The organism is Actinomadura xylanilytica, assembly GCF_030283145.1.
Classification (GTDB): Bacteria; Actinomycetota; Actinomycetes; order Streptosporangiales; family Streptosporangiaceae; genus Spirillospora; species Spirillospora xylanilytica.
Window position 1 is genome coordinate 1,667,331 of record NZ_JASNWE010000001.1, and the last position, 16,316, is coordinate 1,683,646.

Below are 16,316 nucleotides of genomic sequence, written 5' to 3' on the forward strand. Positions count from 1 at the left end.
GATGGAAAGCCGGGGCCGCTCGCACGCGTCGCCGCGCGAAGATGCTCAGGCCGCGTGACGGTGGGGTCAGGCCGTGCGGAGGCGAGGTCAGGCCGTGCAGAGGTGAGGTCATGCCGTGCAGGGGTGAGGTCATGCCGTGCAGGGGTGCTCAAGCTGTGCAGGGGGGTGCTCGGGCCGTGCGGAGACAGGTCAGGCGACGCGCTGTTTGGCGGCCATGCAGATGCGGGCCAGGTCGTTGAGGGCGTCGGCGCGGCGCTCGTCGAGCGTGCGGCCGTCGCCCTGGTCGGCCTCGGCGAGGGTGTCGATCACCAGGGAGAACACCGGCCATTCGGCGGGCCCGATCGCGCCCTGGAAATCGACGGCGCCGTCCTCGAGGTCGTCGAGATCGAGGTTGCGGGCGAAGGTGGCGAGTGCCGCCTCGGCCGCCACCACCCCGATGCGCATCGCGAGCGCGGCCGGCTGGCGGTCGACGCGCACGGGGGAATCCACACTGCTAGAACCCATGTTCGACAACATAGAACACACGAGCGAGCCACGTCGAACGTTTGCACGAGTTCCCAGCTCAGAAAACCACCGCGAACGCCTAATCCGCCCCCTAACCCAATCCCCTAACCCAATCCCCCCTAACCCGCCCCCTATCCCACCGTCGCCTGGAGGAAGAGGTTGGAGTGGGTGAAGCACACCTCGCCGTCCACCCGGACGGGGCGCATGCCGGTGGGGGCTCCGGTGCCGGCGAGCTCGTCCTCCAGTTCCTTGCGGATCTGGGCGGCGGGCTCGTCCGGGGTCCGCGACATGGCCAGCCACGGTTCCAGCGGCCGGACGTGCTCGAAGCGCTCGGTCCGCTTGACCTCGGCGCCGGCGGCGGTGACCAGCTCGGCGATCCGCTCCTCGGTGAGGGTGGTGCCGTGCGAGGGGTCGCGGAGGCGTTCGATCCGGTCGGCGTCGCCGTCCAGGCCGGGGGGACGGACCAGGTCGGCGATGACCAGGGCCGCGCCCGGACGGCTGACGCGGGCGGCCTCGCGCACCACCGCGGCGGGGTCGGCCACCTGGTGCAGCGAGAAGCGGGTGACCACGAGGGTGAACGAGCGGTCGAGGTGGGGCAGGTCGACCGCGTCCCCGCGGGTGAAGGTCAGGTTGGTGACGCCCTCGGCGTCCGCGGCGCGCTTGCCTTCGGCGAGCATCGCGGGCGTGAGGTCGAGCGCCGTCGCGTGCCGCACCCGGCGGGCGATCGCGCGGGACACCAGCCCGGTGCCCGCGGCCACCTCCAGGACGACGTCCTCCAGGTCCAGCTCGGGCTCCATGAACCGGACGAGCCGGTCCAGGTGACGGGTGAAGGCGACGTTCAGCGCCGGGTCCCCGATCGTGGCCGCCTGCTTGGAGAACTCGCGTACGACCATCTCGTCATGCGTCACCGTCACGTGGCCTCCTCGTGATGTTTGCCCCGGATCATCCCCGAAAGCACCGTCCGTGAAAAGTCTCAGGCGGCGGGAACGCTCTCCAGGAGGGCGGTCAGCCCGGCGGCGTCGAGCAGGTCGGCGGGCCGGACGGTGACGTTCGCGCCGACGTAGTGGAACGCGGCGCTGACCCGCTCGACGGGGACGTCCGCGAGCTCGGCCCAGGCCAGCCGGTAGGCCGCGAGCTGCACCGACGTGTACCCGGCCTCGGCGCCGGACGGCGGGGCGCCGGTCTTCCAGTCGACCACCTCATAGCCGCCGTCTCGGCCCGTGAACACCGCGTCCATCCGGCCCCGGATCAGCCGGTCGCCGATCACGGTCTCGAACGGGACCTCGATGTCGAGCGGCTCGCGCGCGGCCCATTCTGACGCCTCGAACCGCTCGCGGAGCCGGGCCAGATGGGAGTCGTCGGCGGCGCCCTCGTCGGCGGCGCCGGGCAGCTCGCCCGGGTCGAGCAGCCGCTGCTGCCCCCAGCGGCCCTCCAGCCAGGCGTGGAACGCGGTGCCGCGGCGGGCGTAGGGGGCGGGCGGACGCGGCATCGGGCGGCGGATCTGCCGGGCCAGCGCGGCCGGGTCGCGGGCCAGGGAGACCAGCGACGACACCGACAGGTGCGCGGGCAGCTCGACGAGCAGCCCGTCGCCGCCCCGACCGCGGTCGCGTTCGGCGAGCAGCAGCTCGACGTCGCGCGCCCACGCCGACATGCGGCCCCGGTCGGCGTCCGCGAGGCCGTCGTCGCCGGCCCAGGGGCGGGCGCGGCCCCGCATCGCGTCCTCGACCATGCGGGCGGCGTCGACGACCGCCTCGTAGCGTTCCCGCGCCGAGGCGTCGGACCGGCCGCGCTCACCCGGCCCGGCGGGCCACTGCGCCTCGTCCGCGTCCGCGAGCAGCGGGTTGGCGGCGCCGTCCTCGGGCGGGTCGGCCCAGGCCGCGACCGTCCCCGCCCCGGCGAGGCAGACGTCGCGGACCTCCTCCAAAAACGGGGACGGGCCGAGCGGCCGGCCGGACGCGCCCCACCAGTAGCCGGTCACGATCAGCAGGCTGGACGCGCGGGTCACCGCCACGTAGGCGAGCCGCCGCTCCTCGCGCAGGTCGCGTTCGCCGCACGCCCGGTCGAACGCGGCGAGGTCGTCCTTGTCCAGGCCGGGCAGCTCGGGTAGATCGGCGCGGTCGCCGCGCAGCGGGAACGGCAGGACGCGCGGGTTGGCCGTCCAGCGGGTCGCGTTCTGCGGCGGCGAGGGGAAGATCGAGCCCTTGGCCGGGTTGCCGTTCTTCTGCGCGGTGAACGACAGGCCCGGGACGATCACGACCGGCCATTCCAGGCCCTTGGAGGCGTGCACGGTGAGCAGCTTGACGCTGTCGGTCTCGCCGACCCGTCCGGCCTCCAGCCCGAACTCCTCGGTCTCGGCCGCCTTGAGGTAGGCGAGGAACGCGCCGAGCGTCGGGTCCTCGGCGTCGCCGGCGAACGTGGCGGCGGCGCCGATGAACGCGTCCAGGTCGGCGCGCGCGGTGACCGGGTCGAGCCCGGACCTGGCCGCGACCTCGATGTCGAGCCCGAGCGCCCGCTCCACCTCGTTGACCAGGTCGGGCAGCGGCAGCCCGACCTGCCCGCGCAGGGTGCGCAGCTCGTCGCGGAGCCGGCGGAGCCGGCCGTGCCCCTCCGGCGAGTACGCCGCGGGCTCGCCGAGGTCGTCGAGCGCGTCGACGAGGCTCCCGGTCTCCTGGTTCAGCTCGCTGACGAGCTGCCGCAGCGGATCCTCACCACCCGCCGCAGCGGTGTCGCCGCCGCCGGGTCGCACGCCGGGGTCCGGGGCCGCGGGATCCGAGTGGTCCGAGGGATCCGGCAGGGCCGCGGAATCCGACAGGGACGCGGCGCTGGGGGGCTCTGGGAGCTCTGGGGGTTCTGGCGGGGTGACGTCGCGGGCGGACTCCTGGGCGAGGGCCCGGGCGCGGCGGCCGAGGGCCACCAGGTCGCGGGGGCCGAGGCGCCAGCGGGGGCCGGTGAGGAGCCGGGCGAGGGACGCGCCGGCGGTCGGGTCGTGCATGACGCGCAGCGTGGCCACCACGTCCTGGACCTCGGGGACGGTGAGGAGCCCGCCCAGGCCGACCACCTCGACCGGGACGCCGCGGCTCTCCAGGGCGCGGCGGATCAGCGGGAACTGCGACCGCTTGCGGGCCAGCACGGCGATGTCGGAGTAGCGGAGCGGGTCGCCCTCCCACGTCCCGCCGTCGGGCGCGGCCTGCGGGTCGCCGGCCATGACGGCGGCGACGCGGGCGGCGATCCGGTCGGCCTCGTCCTCGATCGTGGCGAACAGCGCGCACTCGACGCGGCCCCGCGCCTCGCGGCCCGCGCCGGGCACCAGGCGCGGCACCGCCTTGGTGTCGGCGCGCAGCTCCTCCTGCACCCGGGCCGCCGCGTCCAGGATCCGCTCACCGTTGCGGAAGCTGCGGCTGAGCTGCGTCACCGCCGCCGGAACCGCGCGCCGTCCCTCGATCGGGGCCTGCGCGGGGAAATCGTGGGCGAAGCGGAGCAGGTTGCCCGCGCTCGCGCCGCGCCAGCCGTAGATCGACTGGCACGGGTCGCCGACGGCCGTCACCGGGTGCCCGCCCGCGAACAGCGAGCGCAGCAGCACGAGCTGCGCCTGGCTGGTGTCCTGGTACTCGTCGAGCAGCACCACCGAGAACCGGGACCGCTCGATCATCCCGACCTCGGGATGCTTGTAGGCGATCCGCGCGGCCAGCGCCATCTGGTCGCCGTGGTCGACGACCTCCCGTCCGGCCTTGGCGCGATGGTACGCCTCGATCAGCGGCATGAGCTGCTCGCGGACGGCATGCTTGGCGAGGATGTCGCGCTGCGCCTTGAGCGGCTTCCCGACCGCGGCGAACCGCTCGTCCAGCCACGTCCCGACCCGGCGGACGTCGCCCGCGGTGCGCAGGTGCTCGGACAGGTCGCCGGCGAGCTCCATCACCGCCTTGGTGACAGTGTCGGGCGCCCAGTCGACACGGTCCATCGGCCCGGCGTAGGCGTCGACGACCCGCGAGCAGATCTGCCACGCGACCGCCGGGGAGATCAGCCGCATCGTCGGCTCCAGCGCCTCGCGCAGCGCGTGGTCGCCGAACAGCCGGGACGCGTAGGAGTGGTAGGTCGACACCATCGGCTCGCCGTCGAACAGCGACTCGCCGCCGAGCCGTTCGAGCTCGTCCGCGGGCAGCACCTCGCGCAGCGCGTCGAGGCGCTTGCGCACCCGCGCGCCCAGCTCGGCCGCGGCCTTGCGGGTGAAGGTCAGGCCGAGGACCCGCTCGGGCCGGACGAACCCGTTGGCGACCAGCCACACCACCCGGGCCGCCATCGTCTCGCTCTTGCCCGACCCGGCGCCCGCGATCACCGCCAGCGGCGCCAGCGGCGCCTCGATCACCCGCGCCTGCTCCAGGGTCGGCTCGGGGATCTCCAGCAGCCTGGCCAGTTCCGCGGGACTGATCACCCCGTTCCCCCGTGCTCGTTCGCGGGCGGCCCCGGAGCGGTCACGGGGGCGGCCCGGCTGGATTCGATGGCGGGCCCGCCGCGCGACCTCGCGGCGACCGGGTGGACCGGCCCGGCCCGCCCGGACGCCCGGCCGCTCGGGTCAGTCACCGACCTGGCCGCCCTCGTCGTGCACCGGGCAGCACGAGCGTACGGGGCAGGTCCGACACTTGTCGTTGGCCCGCGCCTGGAAGACCTCGCCGGCCATCCCGGTCGCGACGATCTCCACCAGTTTCCGCGGCCACTCGGGATCGTCGTCCTGCCCGGGGGGCGGCTGCTCCTGCTCGCGGGCGCGCGCGGTGAACGCCGCCTTGCCGACCTGGATCAGCTTGGCGCCGCCCGGCTCGATCAGGCCGTGCCGCTCGAACGCGCCGAGCATCACCGCGTACTGGTAGACGCCGAGCTGCGGGTGGCGGGCCAGGTCGTCCTTCGGAACCGCGGTGGTGGAGGTCTTGATGTCGATGATGACCGCGCGGCCCTGCTCGTCGCGTTCGGCGCGGTCGATGCGGCCCTTGATGACGACCCGGCCGAGGTCGACCTTGAACGACTCCTCCAGCGCGACGACCTCGTTGGGGTTGTCGCGGTGCCAGCCGAGGAACTTGTCGACCATCGCGGCGGCCTGCTCGCGCTGCTTCTCCGAGTACCAGGCGCTGCGGAACTCCAGGTCGTTCCAGATCTCGTCGAGCCGCTCGGCGACGTGCACCTCGCCGACGCCGTCGTCGGCGCCCGCCATCTCGGCGACCGCGTGGATGACCTTGCCCATGGTGCTGTACTCGTTCGGGCCGCCCTCCTGCGCGCCGACGGCGGAGGCCAGCAGCCAGCGCAGCCCGCAGGTGGTGAACGCCTCGACCTGGGACGGGGAGATGGTGATCGGCTCGTCCTCGGCGAACGCCGGGCCGGGGTCGGACAGCGCGGTGATGGCGTACCAGTTCTCCGGACGGGCGCCGCGCACCCCCGCGCGCGCGAGGCGGGCCAGGTGCCCGGCGGCGGCGCGGCGCAGCGGCTCGGGGCGGGACGGGTCGGCGACCGCCGAGCGCAGGTCGGCGACCAGCGCGGGCAGCGACAGCCAGCGGGTCTTCTCGTCGAGCTGGGACTCCTCGATCGCGCCGGGCACCAGCTCGTTGAGGAACCGGGAGGGGCGCTCCTCGCTGTCGGCGCCGCCCACCGCGGTGACCACCAGGCGGCGGCGCGCGCGGGTGACGGCGACGTAGAACAGCCGCCGCTCCTCGTCCATCATCTTGGCGGCCATCGACGCGCCCGCGGCGGCCTCCCCGCCGGTCTCGTTGCCCGCCGCGTGCTCGATCAGCTCCTCGACGCCGAGCAGCGAGCCGCGCAGCCGCACGTCCGGCCAGACGCCCTCCTGGACGCCCGCGACGACGACCACGTCCCACTCCAGGCCCTTGGCGCGGTGCGCGGTCAGGATCCGCACCGCCTCGCCCTGCGGGGCCTGCTCGGCGAGGGTGTCGCCGGCGATCTCCTGGGACGCGATGTTGTCGACGAACAGCTCGGGCCCGGCCTGCGGCAGCCGGTCGACGAACCGCGCGGCGTGGTCGAACAGCGCGACGACCGCGTCGAGGTCGCGGTCGGCCGCCGCGCCCCGGGTGCCGCCCTTGACGCTCTGCTCCAGCAGCGCGTCGGCCTGGCCGCTCTCCTGCCACACCGCCCACAGGACGTCCTCGGCGGTGCCCTTCCCGGCCGCGTCCCGGGCGACCTCGATCAGGTGCCCGACCCGTTCGGCGGGGGCGCGCACCTTCTCGTGGACGAGCGCGAGCTCGCGCGGGTCGTCGATCGCGGCGACCATCAGCTCGTCGAGCTGCCGGTGCCCGCCGGACAGGTCCTCCAGGTCGCGCAGGGCCCGTTTGAGGCGCCGCATCGCCAGCGCGTCGGCGCCGCCGAGCGGGCCGGTGAGCAGGTCCTCGGCGACGACCTCGTCCAGGTGGCCCTTCTTCAGCGCGGCGCGCAGCAGCACCAGGATCGGCCGGACGGCCGGTTCGGCGATCAGCGGCACCTCGTCGCCCGCGACGACGACCGGGACGCCGGCCTGCGCGAGCGCGCGGCGCAGCACCGGCACCTGCCGGACCGCGCTGCGCACCAGCACCGCCATCCGCGACCACGGCACGCCGTCGAGCAGGTGCGCGCGGCGCAGCTCGTCGGCGACGAGCGCGGACTCCTGACTCTCGGAGTCGGCGATGACGGCCCTGACCTCGCCCTCCTCGACCCCCTCCGGGTGGCCGAGCGCGCGGTGCTCGGCGGCGAGCGGGCCCGCCGTGAGGCGGCGCGCGATGCGGCGGGACGCGGCGAGGATCTCCGGGCCCATCCGGCGGCAGGTGCGCAGCGCCACCACCGGCGCCGGATCGCCGCGCAGGGTCGGGAACCGCTCGGGGAACCCGAGGATGCCGCGCACGTCGGCGCCCCGGAACCCGTAGATCGACTGGTCCGGGTCGCCGACCACGACCAGGTCGCGGCCCTCCCCCGCCAGCCGCCGCAGCAGCTCCTCCTGGGCCGGGTCGGTGTCCTGGTACTCGTCCACGAACACCGCGTCGTAGGCGTCGCGCTCGCGGACCCGCGCGGCCTCGTCGGTGAGCGTCCCCGCGGCCATGTGGATCAGCTCGGCGTAGTCGTAGGTCGGGACGGGGTCGAGCGAGAACCGGTCGGCGTACCGGTCCATGAACGTGCCGATCGCGGGCCAGTCGTCGCGGCCCCGCGTCCGGCCGAGGCCGAACAGGTCCTCGGGCACGTACCCGCGTTCGGCGGCGCGCAGCGCGAAGTCGCGCAGCTCCTCGGCGAACCCGCGGGTCGCCAGCGCGGCCCGCAGCCGCTCGGGCCAGTCGCGGGCGCCGTCGGCCAGCTCGCCCTCCAGCAGCCGCCGCACCTCCAGGAGCTGCTCGGGCCCCGACAGCAGCCGCGGCGCCTGCTCCTCGTTCAGCACCGCGTCGCGTCTGAGCAGCGCGTAGGCGTACCCGTGGAACGTCAGCGCCAGCGGCGTGCGGGTGGTGCGGCGCAGCCGTCCGGTGATGCGCTCGCGGAGCTCGCCCGCGGCCTTGCGGCTGAAGGTGAGGACCAGCACCCGCTCGGGGTCGACGCCCCGGTTCTCGATCCGGTCGACGACCGCCTCGACGATCGTGGTGGTCTTGCCGGTGCCGGGACCGGCCAGCACCAGCATCGGCCCGCCGGCATGCTCGACGACCCGTCGCTGCTGCTCGTCGAGCACCGGCGGGACGGCCCGCGCGGGACCCGCGCGGCGCACGAGGCGATAGGAGGCTTGCGGCACAACAGTCGATTCCAGCAGATCATCGGAGCTGGTCTGACCACATCGCACGCATGTCGCGGACGAAACCCCCGTGACCACACCGTCACCGCCGGTACCGCACGTCCCCGAACCCCTTGCTGAGGTGCGGTTTCAGCGCTCAGGTCAGGCGGCCCGCCCCAGCTCTCAGGTCGAGCCGTCCCAGCGCGCCCGCCGGATGTCGACGCGGCGGCCGTCCGGGCGCAGCGGCGTTCCCTCCGCGCGGTACTCCTCGTGCGCGCGGACCTCGTGCCCCGAGGCCGGGCTCCCGTCGGCGCGCACCACCCGCCACCACGGCACCCCGCCGCCATAGAGGGACATCACCCGTCCCACCTGGCGGGGCCCGCCGGTCCCGACCAGCTCGGCGATGTCACCGTAGGCCAGCACGCGGCCGGGCGGTATCCGTTCGACGGCGTCCAGGACCGCCTCGGCGTATTCGTCAGGTTCGGACTGCATCTGAGAATTCTCGCGCTTCACAGGTGCCGCCGCTGCCGCTGCCGCTGCACGGTCACTCGTCGATGGACGGGCGGCGGCGGAACAGGTGGGCGATGGCGGCGACCAGGCCGATGCCCGACAGGACGCAGGTCGCGGCGTACGCGACGATGGGCCCGCCGGCCCGGTGCACGACCTGCACGGGACGGACCGCGTCCGTCCCGAACCGCCGCGCGGCGGGCAGCCCGGCCCCGGCGGTGCGGACCCCCGCGAGGCGGTCGGACTCGGTGAGCGCGGCGAGCGCGTCGGCGCGGCCGAAGCCGACGCCGAGGTCGTAGCCGCGGGCCGGACGGCCCCGGGCCCCTCCCACGATGGCCTGGGCGACCAGCGCGGGCGCCAGCCCGGGGTGGCGGGACCGGACCAGCGCGGCGATGCCGGACACGAACGCCGTCGCGGGACTGGTCCCGTCGCCGATCCAGTACCGCGACCCCGGCCCGGCGCCGATGATCTGCACGCCGGGCGCCGACACCACCACGGCGGAGTTCCGGTTGGAGAAGCCCGCGTGCCGTCCGGCCGAGTCGACCGCCGCGACGGAGATCACACCGGGGAACGAGGCCGGATAGGAGTACTCGGTGTGCCCGCCGCGCCGCGCCGGGCGGTCGGCGCCGCCGTTGCCCGCCGCGGCGACCACCACCACGTTGCGGCGGATCGCGTCGGCGACCGCCTCGCGTTCGCGGCGGGTCGGGTACGAGCGGCCGAGCGACAGGTTGACGACGTCGGCGCCGTGGTCGACCGCGTAGCGGATGCCCTGGGCGATGGTGCCCTCGTAGCGCTCGTCCTCGGTGAACGCCGCGAACCCGGGCTCGTCCCGCTCCAGGATCACCCGCAGCGACAGCAGCCGGGCCTCGGGCGCGACGCCGAGCATCCCGGCGGTGCCGCCGGGGCCGTGGCCGTGCCCGGCGATGATCGAGGCCATGTTGGTGCCGTGCAGCCGCTTGGGCGCGACCCCCGGCGGGTTGGCGCCCTCGGTGTAGTCGGGGCCGGACGTGACCGAGCCCGCCAGGTCGGCCTGCGCCGGGTCGACGCCCGAGTCCAGCACGGCGACGGTCACGCCGCGTCCCTCGGCGAGGTCCCACGCGCGGGGCACGTTCAGCGACTCCAGGACGGGCGTCATCGCGTCCCGCACCTGATCGGCGCGGGCGGGCCGGGCGGACGGTCCGAACACGGCGGGGACCGCGAACAGGACAGCGCCGAGGGCGGCCATCAGCCCGCGCGCGGTCAGCACGACCAGTCCGGGGTGTCGCAGCGGACCGGCGCGGCGGCGGTGAGCGGGCGCAGGACGCCCTCGACGAGCTGCGGGCCGAGGGCGGGCAGGTCCGGCTGCTGCTGCCCGGCGCGCAGGGCGGGGCGTCCGTCCGCGTAGCCGACCGTCGCGGCGACCACGTACGGGCCGTGCTGCGCCACGGCGGCGGACTGCCGGGCCGCGTCACCGAAGCGGGCCGTCACCGAGCCCGGGAAGGGGACCGCGCGCAGCCCGGGACGCGGCGAGCCCCTCGGGAACCAGGGGACGACCGCGCGCGCCGCCACCTCGTCCGGGAGGACCACCACGGCGACCGTCACCGCGAGCCCCTGCGGCTGGTCGAGGTAGGTGGCGCGGAGCACCGCACGGCAGCCGCGGACGTCGAGGGAAGCGCCGAGCCGCTGGTCGACGGCCGTGCCGCACCGGGTGTCGGTATCGATCCCGACGCGGCGCGCGGTCTCGGCGGACCCCTGGTCGAGGGTGTAGGGGATCTCCGCGGGGAAGACGCGCCCGGAGGGCCACGCCTGATAGCGGCGGGCCACCTCCGCGGACACCGCGGCGGCCCGTTCCGGACGGCTCGGGTCACGGGTCAGCTCGGCGGCCAACCGCACCCCGGCGACGCTGAGCACCGTCGCGCATCCGGCGGCGGCCACCAGCGCGAGGGGCACCCGGCGTCCCCCGGCCCGTTCCCCGAGCGGCTCCCGACCGGCGTCCGGGGCTGAGATCTCGGCGCGCGACACGGGGCGGAGCGTAGCCGACAGACGATCAAGACACCGGACGCGGCCCGGGAGGTTGGTCAGGGGACGGCCCGGGGACGCGGCCCGGGGACACGGTTAAGGGACGCGGGCGGTGGGGCGGGGGTGGCGGCGGGCGAAGACGACCGCGATCGTGACCGCCGCCGCGGCGCCGCCGATGCCGAGCACCAGCACCACCGCGATCAGCGGGCGCACCCACACCGGACGGTCGATCACGTCGACCGGGCCCGGGGCGGATCCGAACCGCTGCGCGGCGGGCTTGCCGCCCCCGGCCGTCCCGGACGAGGTCAGCCCGTCCGCCGCGGCGAGCGCGCGCGGCGCGTTGACCTCGCCGAACCCGACCTCGGGGTCGTAGGTCCCGGCGGGCCCGTACCGGGTGCCGGCGATGAGCGCCTGGGCGACGAGGGCGGGCGGCAGCTTGGGGTGCCGGGCCCGGATCAGCGCGGCGATCCCCGAGACCAGCGCGCTGGAGTCGCTGGTGCCGTCGCTCATGTAGTACTTGCCGTCGGGGCCGCCCGCGGGCAGCCCGGCGCCCGGCGCGGACAGCAGCACCGAGTAGTTGCGGTTGGAGAACATCGCGCGGCGGTGCCCCGGCTCGGTGGCCGCCACCGCGATCACGCCGGGGTAGGCGGCCGGGTAGGAGTAGGGCGCGAACCCGTCGGAGTCGAGCCGGCGCCCGCGGTCCCCGTCGTTGCCGACCGCCGAGACCACCACGACGCCCTTGCCGATGGCGTACCCGATCGCGGCCCGTTCGGCGGGCTCCTCCTCGTACTTGCCGAGGGAGAGGTTGATGACGTCGGCGCCGTGGTCGGCGGCGTAGCGGATCCCGCGCGCCACCGCGCCCTCGGCCTTGTCGGACGAGCGGTAGGCCCCGTAGCTCGCGTCCTCGCGCTCGCCGATCGCGCGGACGGCCAGGATGCGGGCCTGCGGGGCCATCCCGATGATCCCGTCACCGCCGCCCGGCCCGTGCCCGTGCCCGGCGATGAGCGAGGCCATGTTGGTGCCGTGCAGCCGGGCGGGCTTGGTGGCGCCGTCGACCTCCGCCAGCATGTTGGGTCCGCTGATGACCGATCCCCGGAGGTCGGCCTGGCGGGGGTCGACGCCGGAGTCGACCACCGCCACCGTCACCCCGGAGCCCTTGGTCGTCTGCCACGCGGTCTCCATCCCGAGCGTCCGCAGCATGGCGCTCTGCCGGTCCCGGACCTCGTCGGCCCGCGCCGGCGCGGCGGTCGCGAGCGGCAGGCCCGCCGCGACGGCCAGCGCGAGGAGAGCCCTGGCCGCCCCGACCCGGCGCCCCACGCCGGCACCACGGGGTCGGACAGCGGCGGCACGGGTGCGCCCGGAGAGGGCATCACGTCTGAGCGGTGCGTCGCGCATCGGGGTCAGCACCGCCACTCGCGGCTGGAGCAGTCGGGCAGGGACCGCATCGACAGGGACCGCGCGATCGTGTGCGCGATCTGCGGCGCGAGGGTGAACGGGTCGGCGGGCCGGTCCTTCTTGATCGCGGCGGCCGGACGCCCGTCGGCCTGGCCTGAAGTGGTCAGCAGCACGTACGGGCCGCCGCGGTCGGCGGTGCGGGCCTGCCGGGCGGCGTCGGCGAACCGGCCGGACGCGGTGCCGGGGAAGGCGGCGGCGCGCAGCGCGGGCCGCACTCCGCCGGACTGCTCGGGCTCCCGCGCGCCGGGAGTCTCCTGGTAGGCGCGGTCGGCGCGCCACGGATCGGGGAAGGCCACCACGCCCACCGTGACCACGACCCCCTCGAGGTGGTCGGTGTAGGTGGCGCGCAGCACGGCGCGGCAGCCGTGCTTGCGCAGCGTCGCGGCGAGCTCGGCGTCGACGGCGTCCTCGCAGGTGGTGGAGGCGGCGATCCCGGTGCGGGTGGCGAACTCCCCGTCCCCGTCCTCCGGCTTGTAGGAGAGCCTGTCGGGGAAGATCCGGTCGGCGGGCCACGCCTGCCAGCGCCGCGCCACCTCGGCGTTCGCGGCGCGTTGCAGCTCGGCGTTGGTCGGCTCGCGGTGCAGGCTCGCCCACGCCCCGGTGAGCGAGACGGCGCTCAGCAGCAGGTAGCAGCAGCCGAGCACGAGCGCGACGACCATCCACTGGCGGCTGCGCAGCCCCAGCACCGTGACCCGCCCGGACGCGGCGTCCGGGCCGCCCGCCATCGGCGCGCCCGGGTGACCGGGCGGCGGGCCCGGCCGCCACTGCTGCGACTCCGGCCGCCACCCCTGCTGCTCCGGCGACCAGCCGGAATGTCCCGGAGGACGGCTCTGCTGCTCCGGTGGCCACCCTCGCTGCTCCGGCGGCCGGCCCTGCTGCTCTGGCGGCCAGCCTTGTGGGCCTGTTCGCCCAGGTAGGGGGCTTGGTTGAACGGCCGACGGGTCTGGTGGACCGGTCGGCCTGCCAGGCGGCGGGCCCGATGGACCGGCGGGCGGTCCCGGTGAGGGCGGCTGTTGTGAGGGGGGCTGGAACGCCACAACCGTCAAGATTAGCTGTGGTTCACCACATTCCGCCCTGCCCGCCGGTAAGACACCGGCCAGGGACCGGGGCGCTCGGCGCTACGGGCGGAAGCCGTTCCGCATCCGCCCGGCCTCCTCGTGGATCCGCGTCTCGGTCTTCCATTCCTGCGGACGTAGGGGCTGACGTGGGCGTTCGACGGTCCGGGGTTCGGGGAATTCCGGGGGGCATGGCAAGGTTGTGCGGTGAAGGGACGATGGCGTCCGCCCCCCCGAACCAGCCGAGCGTCAGCACAGGAGCACTCACCGTGTCGTTGCCACCTCTGGTCGAGCCCGCAGCGGAGCTCACCCGTGACGAGGTCAATCGTTACTCGCGGCATTTGATCATCCCCGATGTGGGCATGGCCGGGCAGAAGCGTCTCAAGAACGCCAGGGTCCTGGTCGTGGGCGCCGGCGGGCTCGGCTCGCCCGCGCTGATGTACCTGGCCGCGGCGGGCGTCGGCACGCTCGGGGTCATCGACTTCGACATCGTCGACGAGTCCAACCTCCAGCGCCAGGTCATCCACCGCCAGTCCTCGCTCGGCAAGCCCAAGGCCGAGTCGGCGGCGGACGCGGTCCGCGAGATCAACCCGCTGATCGAGGTGGTGGTGCACAACACCGCGCTCGACCGCGACAACATCATGGACATCTTCGGCGGCTACGACCTCATCGTCGACGGCACCGACAACTTCGCCACCCGGTACATGGTCAACGACGCGGCGGTGCTGCTCGGCAAGCCGTACGTGTGGGGCTCGATCTACCGCTTCGACGGGCAGGCGTCGGTGTTCTGGGCCGAGCACGGCCCCTGCTACCGCTGCCTCTACCCCGAGCCGCCGCCCCCCGGCATGGTCCCCTCGTGCGCCGAGGGCGGGGTGCTCGGCGTGCTGTGCGCCTCGATCGGCTCGATCCAGGTGAACGAGGCGATCAAGCTGCTGGCCGGCATCGGCGAGCCGCTGGTCGGCCGGCTGATGATCTACGACGCGCTGGAGATGACCTACCGGCAGGTCAAGGTCCGCAAGGACCCCGAGTGCCCGCTGTGCGGCAAGAACCCGACGCAGACCGAGCTGCTGGAGGACTACGAGGCGTTCTGCGGCGCGGTGTCGGAGGAGGCCACCGAGGCCGCCAAGGACTCCACCATCTCGGTGGTCGACCTCAAGGCGATGCAGGACCGCGGCGACGGCATCTTCCTGGTGGACGTGCGCGAGCCCAACGAGTACGAGATCGTCTCGATCCCGGGCGCCACGCTGATCCCCAAGGGCGAGTTCCTCAACGGCTCGGCTCTCCCCCGGCTGCCGCAGGACAAGAAGATCGTCCTGCACTGCAAGTCGGGCGTGCGCAGCGCCGAGGCGCTGGCCGTGGTGAAGGGCGCCGGGTTCGGCGACGCCGTGCACGTCGGCGGCGGCGTGCTGGCGTGGGTCAACCAGATCGACCCGAGCCTGCCGTCCTACTGACGCGCTGAACACTCCGAACATCCCGGACGCCCCGGGCCGCACCCGCGGCCCGGGGCGTCCGGCCGTCCGGGGCGTCCGCCGATCCGCGGGGGCGTCCACCGGTCTGGGAGGGGCGGGGCCGCGCGTCCCCATGGTTTCGGAGTGTGATATAGCGGATACATAGAGTGACGCAGGGTGGTCTCAGAGTCGGCGCTCCTAGGCGAAAAGCGCATGTGGACGCCGAGTAAACGCAAAGCGCTTGTGATCTCCCCCACGCAGGGAGAGACTGAGCGCGCTCCCGGGTCACACCGTCACGCGAACACCCGCGCGACGTGAGTTCACGCCCCGGCGGCATTCTCTCGATTCTTTGCACGCTTTTCTGGAGGCACGATGTCCACGCAGGTGACCACTGATGCCGAGACTTCGCTCGGGTATCTGGAGCGCCTGACCGACGAACTGCGCTCCCGCGGCTGGACGGTCGAGGTGGCCGCGCCGGCCGACCGCTGGCCGTCCGCGCTGGTGGCCAACCCCGAGATGCGGGCGCTGAACGAGAACGTCATCGCCGCGCAGGAACGGGCCGACCACACCTGGTCGTACTTTTACGGCTGGGGCGAGCGGATCGCGCCGTGCACCGACCCGGCCCGCGCCGCCGCCCTCCTCGGGCGGGTCCTCGGGACCTCCGGCTCCGACCGCTGAGCGCCCGGCCGGGCACCGCGTTCCCTTCAGGGCACCACGCGTTCCTTCAGGGCGCCGCATTCCCATCCGCCGTGTCCAGGCACTGCGTCCAGGGCAGTGCGTCCAGGGCACTGCGTCCAGAGCACCGGACTGAGCGGCCTTCGGGCAGGTCAAATAGCATGCTCGCATGGCATGGAAGCGATATGCGGCGATCGGCGACTCCTTCACCGAGGGGCTCGGCGACCCCCGGCCCGGCGGCGGCTGGCGCGGCTGGGCCGACCGCGTCGCCGCGGAACTCGCCGCGCGCACCGACGGCTTCGCCTACGCCAACCTCGCCGTCCGCGGGCGGCTGCTCGACCAGGTCCTGCAAGAGCAGCTCCCGGCGGCGCTGGATCTGAAGCCCGACCTGGTGTCGGTGTCGGGCGGCGGGAACGACCTGCTCCGTCCCGGGACCGACGTCGACGACCTGGCCGGGCGGATGGACGCCGCCGTGGCCGGGCTGCGCGCCGCCGGCGCCGACGTGGTGCTGTTCACCGGGGTCGACCCGGTCGGCTCGGCGGTGATCCGCCGCACCCGGGGACGGGTCGCGGTCTACAACGAGCAGCTCCGCGCCATCGCGGTCCGGCGCGGCGCGCACGTGGTCGACCAGTGGTCGATGGACGTCCTGCGCGACTGGCGGATGTGGGGCGTCGACCGGCTGCACATGTCGCCGGACGGGCACCGCCGCGTCGCGCTCGCCACACTGGAGTCGCTCGGCGTCGCGGACGCCGGCGACTGGCGCGAACCCGGACTGGAGCCGCTGCCCGAACTCGGCCGCGGCGCCCGCATGCTGTTCGATCTGCGCTGGGCCCGCGCCCACCTCGCCCCCTGGGTGGCACGGCGGGTGCGCGGCCGGTCGTCCGGCGACACCGTCACCGCGAAGCGCCCAACGCTGGCGCCGCCCGACTGATCCGCGTCCGCCCGCGTGCCCGTGCG

At 74.8% G+C, this 16,316-nt stretch carries 12 protein-coding genes; 3 read left to right on the forward strand and 9 right to left on the reverse strand.

The features are described from left to right. Positions 1 to 189: 189 nt before the first annotated feature. The 9 genes from QP090_RS07790 to QP090_RS07830 all read right to left on the reverse strand — a co-directional run bounded on the left by QP090_RS07790 (position 190) and on the right by QP090_RS07830 (position 12,906). Positions 190 to 477 (reverse strand): hypothetical protein, encoded by a 288-nt coding sequence (locus QP090_RS07790; protein ID WP_285937841.1) that lies wholly within the window; start codon positions 475 to 477, stop codon positions 190 to 192. Between the two features lie 158 nt (positions 478 to 635). Further along, entirely contained in the window at positions 636 to 1,418 is a 783-nt protein-coding gene (locus QP090_RS07795) for a class I SAM-dependent methyltransferase (RefSeq protein ID WP_285937842.1), read from the reverse strand. Positions 1,419 to 1,477: 59 nt separating this feature from the next. Further along, complete coding sequence (locus QP090_RS07800) at positions 1,478 to 4,933, reverse strand: ATP-dependent helicase (protein WP_285937843.1); 3,456 nt, start codon at positions 4,931 to 4,933, stop codon at positions 1,478 to 1,480. A 141-nt stretch (positions 4,934 to 5,074) separates the two neighbouring features. Then, a complete protein-coding gene (locus tag QP090_RS07805; RefSeq protein ID WP_285937844.1) occupies positions 5,075 to 8,218 on the reverse strand; it encodes an ATP-dependent helicase in 3,144 nt (1,047 codons plus the stop codon). 186 nt (positions 8,219 to 8,404) lie between these two features. After that, on the reverse strand, positions 8,405 to 8,713 hold the full coding sequence (locus QP090_RS07810; RefSeq protein WP_285937845.1) for an MGMT family protein: 309 nt from the start codon (positions 8,711 to 8,713) through the stop codon (positions 8,405 to 8,407). 52 nt (positions 8,714 to 8,765) lie between these two features. Beyond that, positions 8,766 to 9,974 carry a S8 family serine peptidase gene (locus QP090_RS07815; protein WP_285937846.1) on the reverse strand — a complete coding sequence of 403 codons (1,209 nt, stop codon included), beginning with the start codon at positions 9,972 to 9,974 and terminating at the stop codon, positions 8,766 to 8,768. After that, complete coding sequence (locus QP090_RS07820; protein ID WP_285937847.1) at positions 9,968 to 10,729, reverse strand: hypothetical protein; 762 nt, start codon at positions 10,727 to 10,729, stop codon at positions 9,968 to 9,970. The genes QP090_RS07815 and QP090_RS07820 overlap by 7 nt, the downstream gene beginning before the upstream one ends. Positions 10,730 to 10,822: 93 nt before the next feature. Further along, positions 10,823 to 12,043 (reverse strand): S8 family serine peptidase, encoded by a 1,221-nt coding sequence (locus tag QP090_RS07825; protein ID WP_285937848.1) that lies wholly within the window; start codon positions 12,041 to 12,043, stop codon positions 10,823 to 10,825. A gap of 83 nt (positions 12,044 to 12,126) precedes the next feature. Then, the gene (locus QP090_RS07830; RefSeq protein ID WP_285937849.1) at positions 12,127 to 12,906 is read right to left on the reverse strand and encodes a hypothetical protein; all 780 of its coding nucleotides are present in this window, start codon (positions 12,904 to 12,906) and stop codon (positions 12,127 to 12,129) included. Positions 12,907 to 13,505: 599 nt separating this feature from the next. On the opposite strand from QP090_RS07830, the gene moeZ reads away from it, so the two are divergent. The 3 genes from moeZ to QP090_RS07845 all read left to right on the forward strand — a co-directional run bounded on the left by moeZ (position 13,506) and on the right by QP090_RS07845 (position 16,290). Next, complete coding sequence (gene moeZ / locus QP090_RS07835; protein WP_285937850.1) at positions 13,506 to 14,687, forward strand: adenylyltransferase/sulfurtransferase MoeZ; 1,182 nt, start codon at positions 13,506 to 13,508, stop codon at positions 14,685 to 14,687. 369 nt (positions 14,688 to 15,056) lie between these two features. Then, the gene (locus QP090_RS07840) at positions 15,057 to 15,362 is read left to right on the forward strand and encodes a hypothetical protein (protein WP_285937851.1); all 306 of its coding nucleotides are present in this window, start codon (positions 15,057 to 15,059) and stop codon (positions 15,360 to 15,362) included. Between the two features lie 166 nt (positions 15,363 to 15,528). Continuing rightward, on the forward strand, positions 15,529 to 16,290 hold the full coding sequence (locus QP090_RS07845; RefSeq protein WP_285937852.1) for an SGNH/GDSL hydrolase family protein: 762 nt from the start codon (positions 15,529 to 15,531) through the stop codon (positions 16,288 to 16,290). Positions 16,291 to 16,316 lie beyond the last annotated feature (26 nt).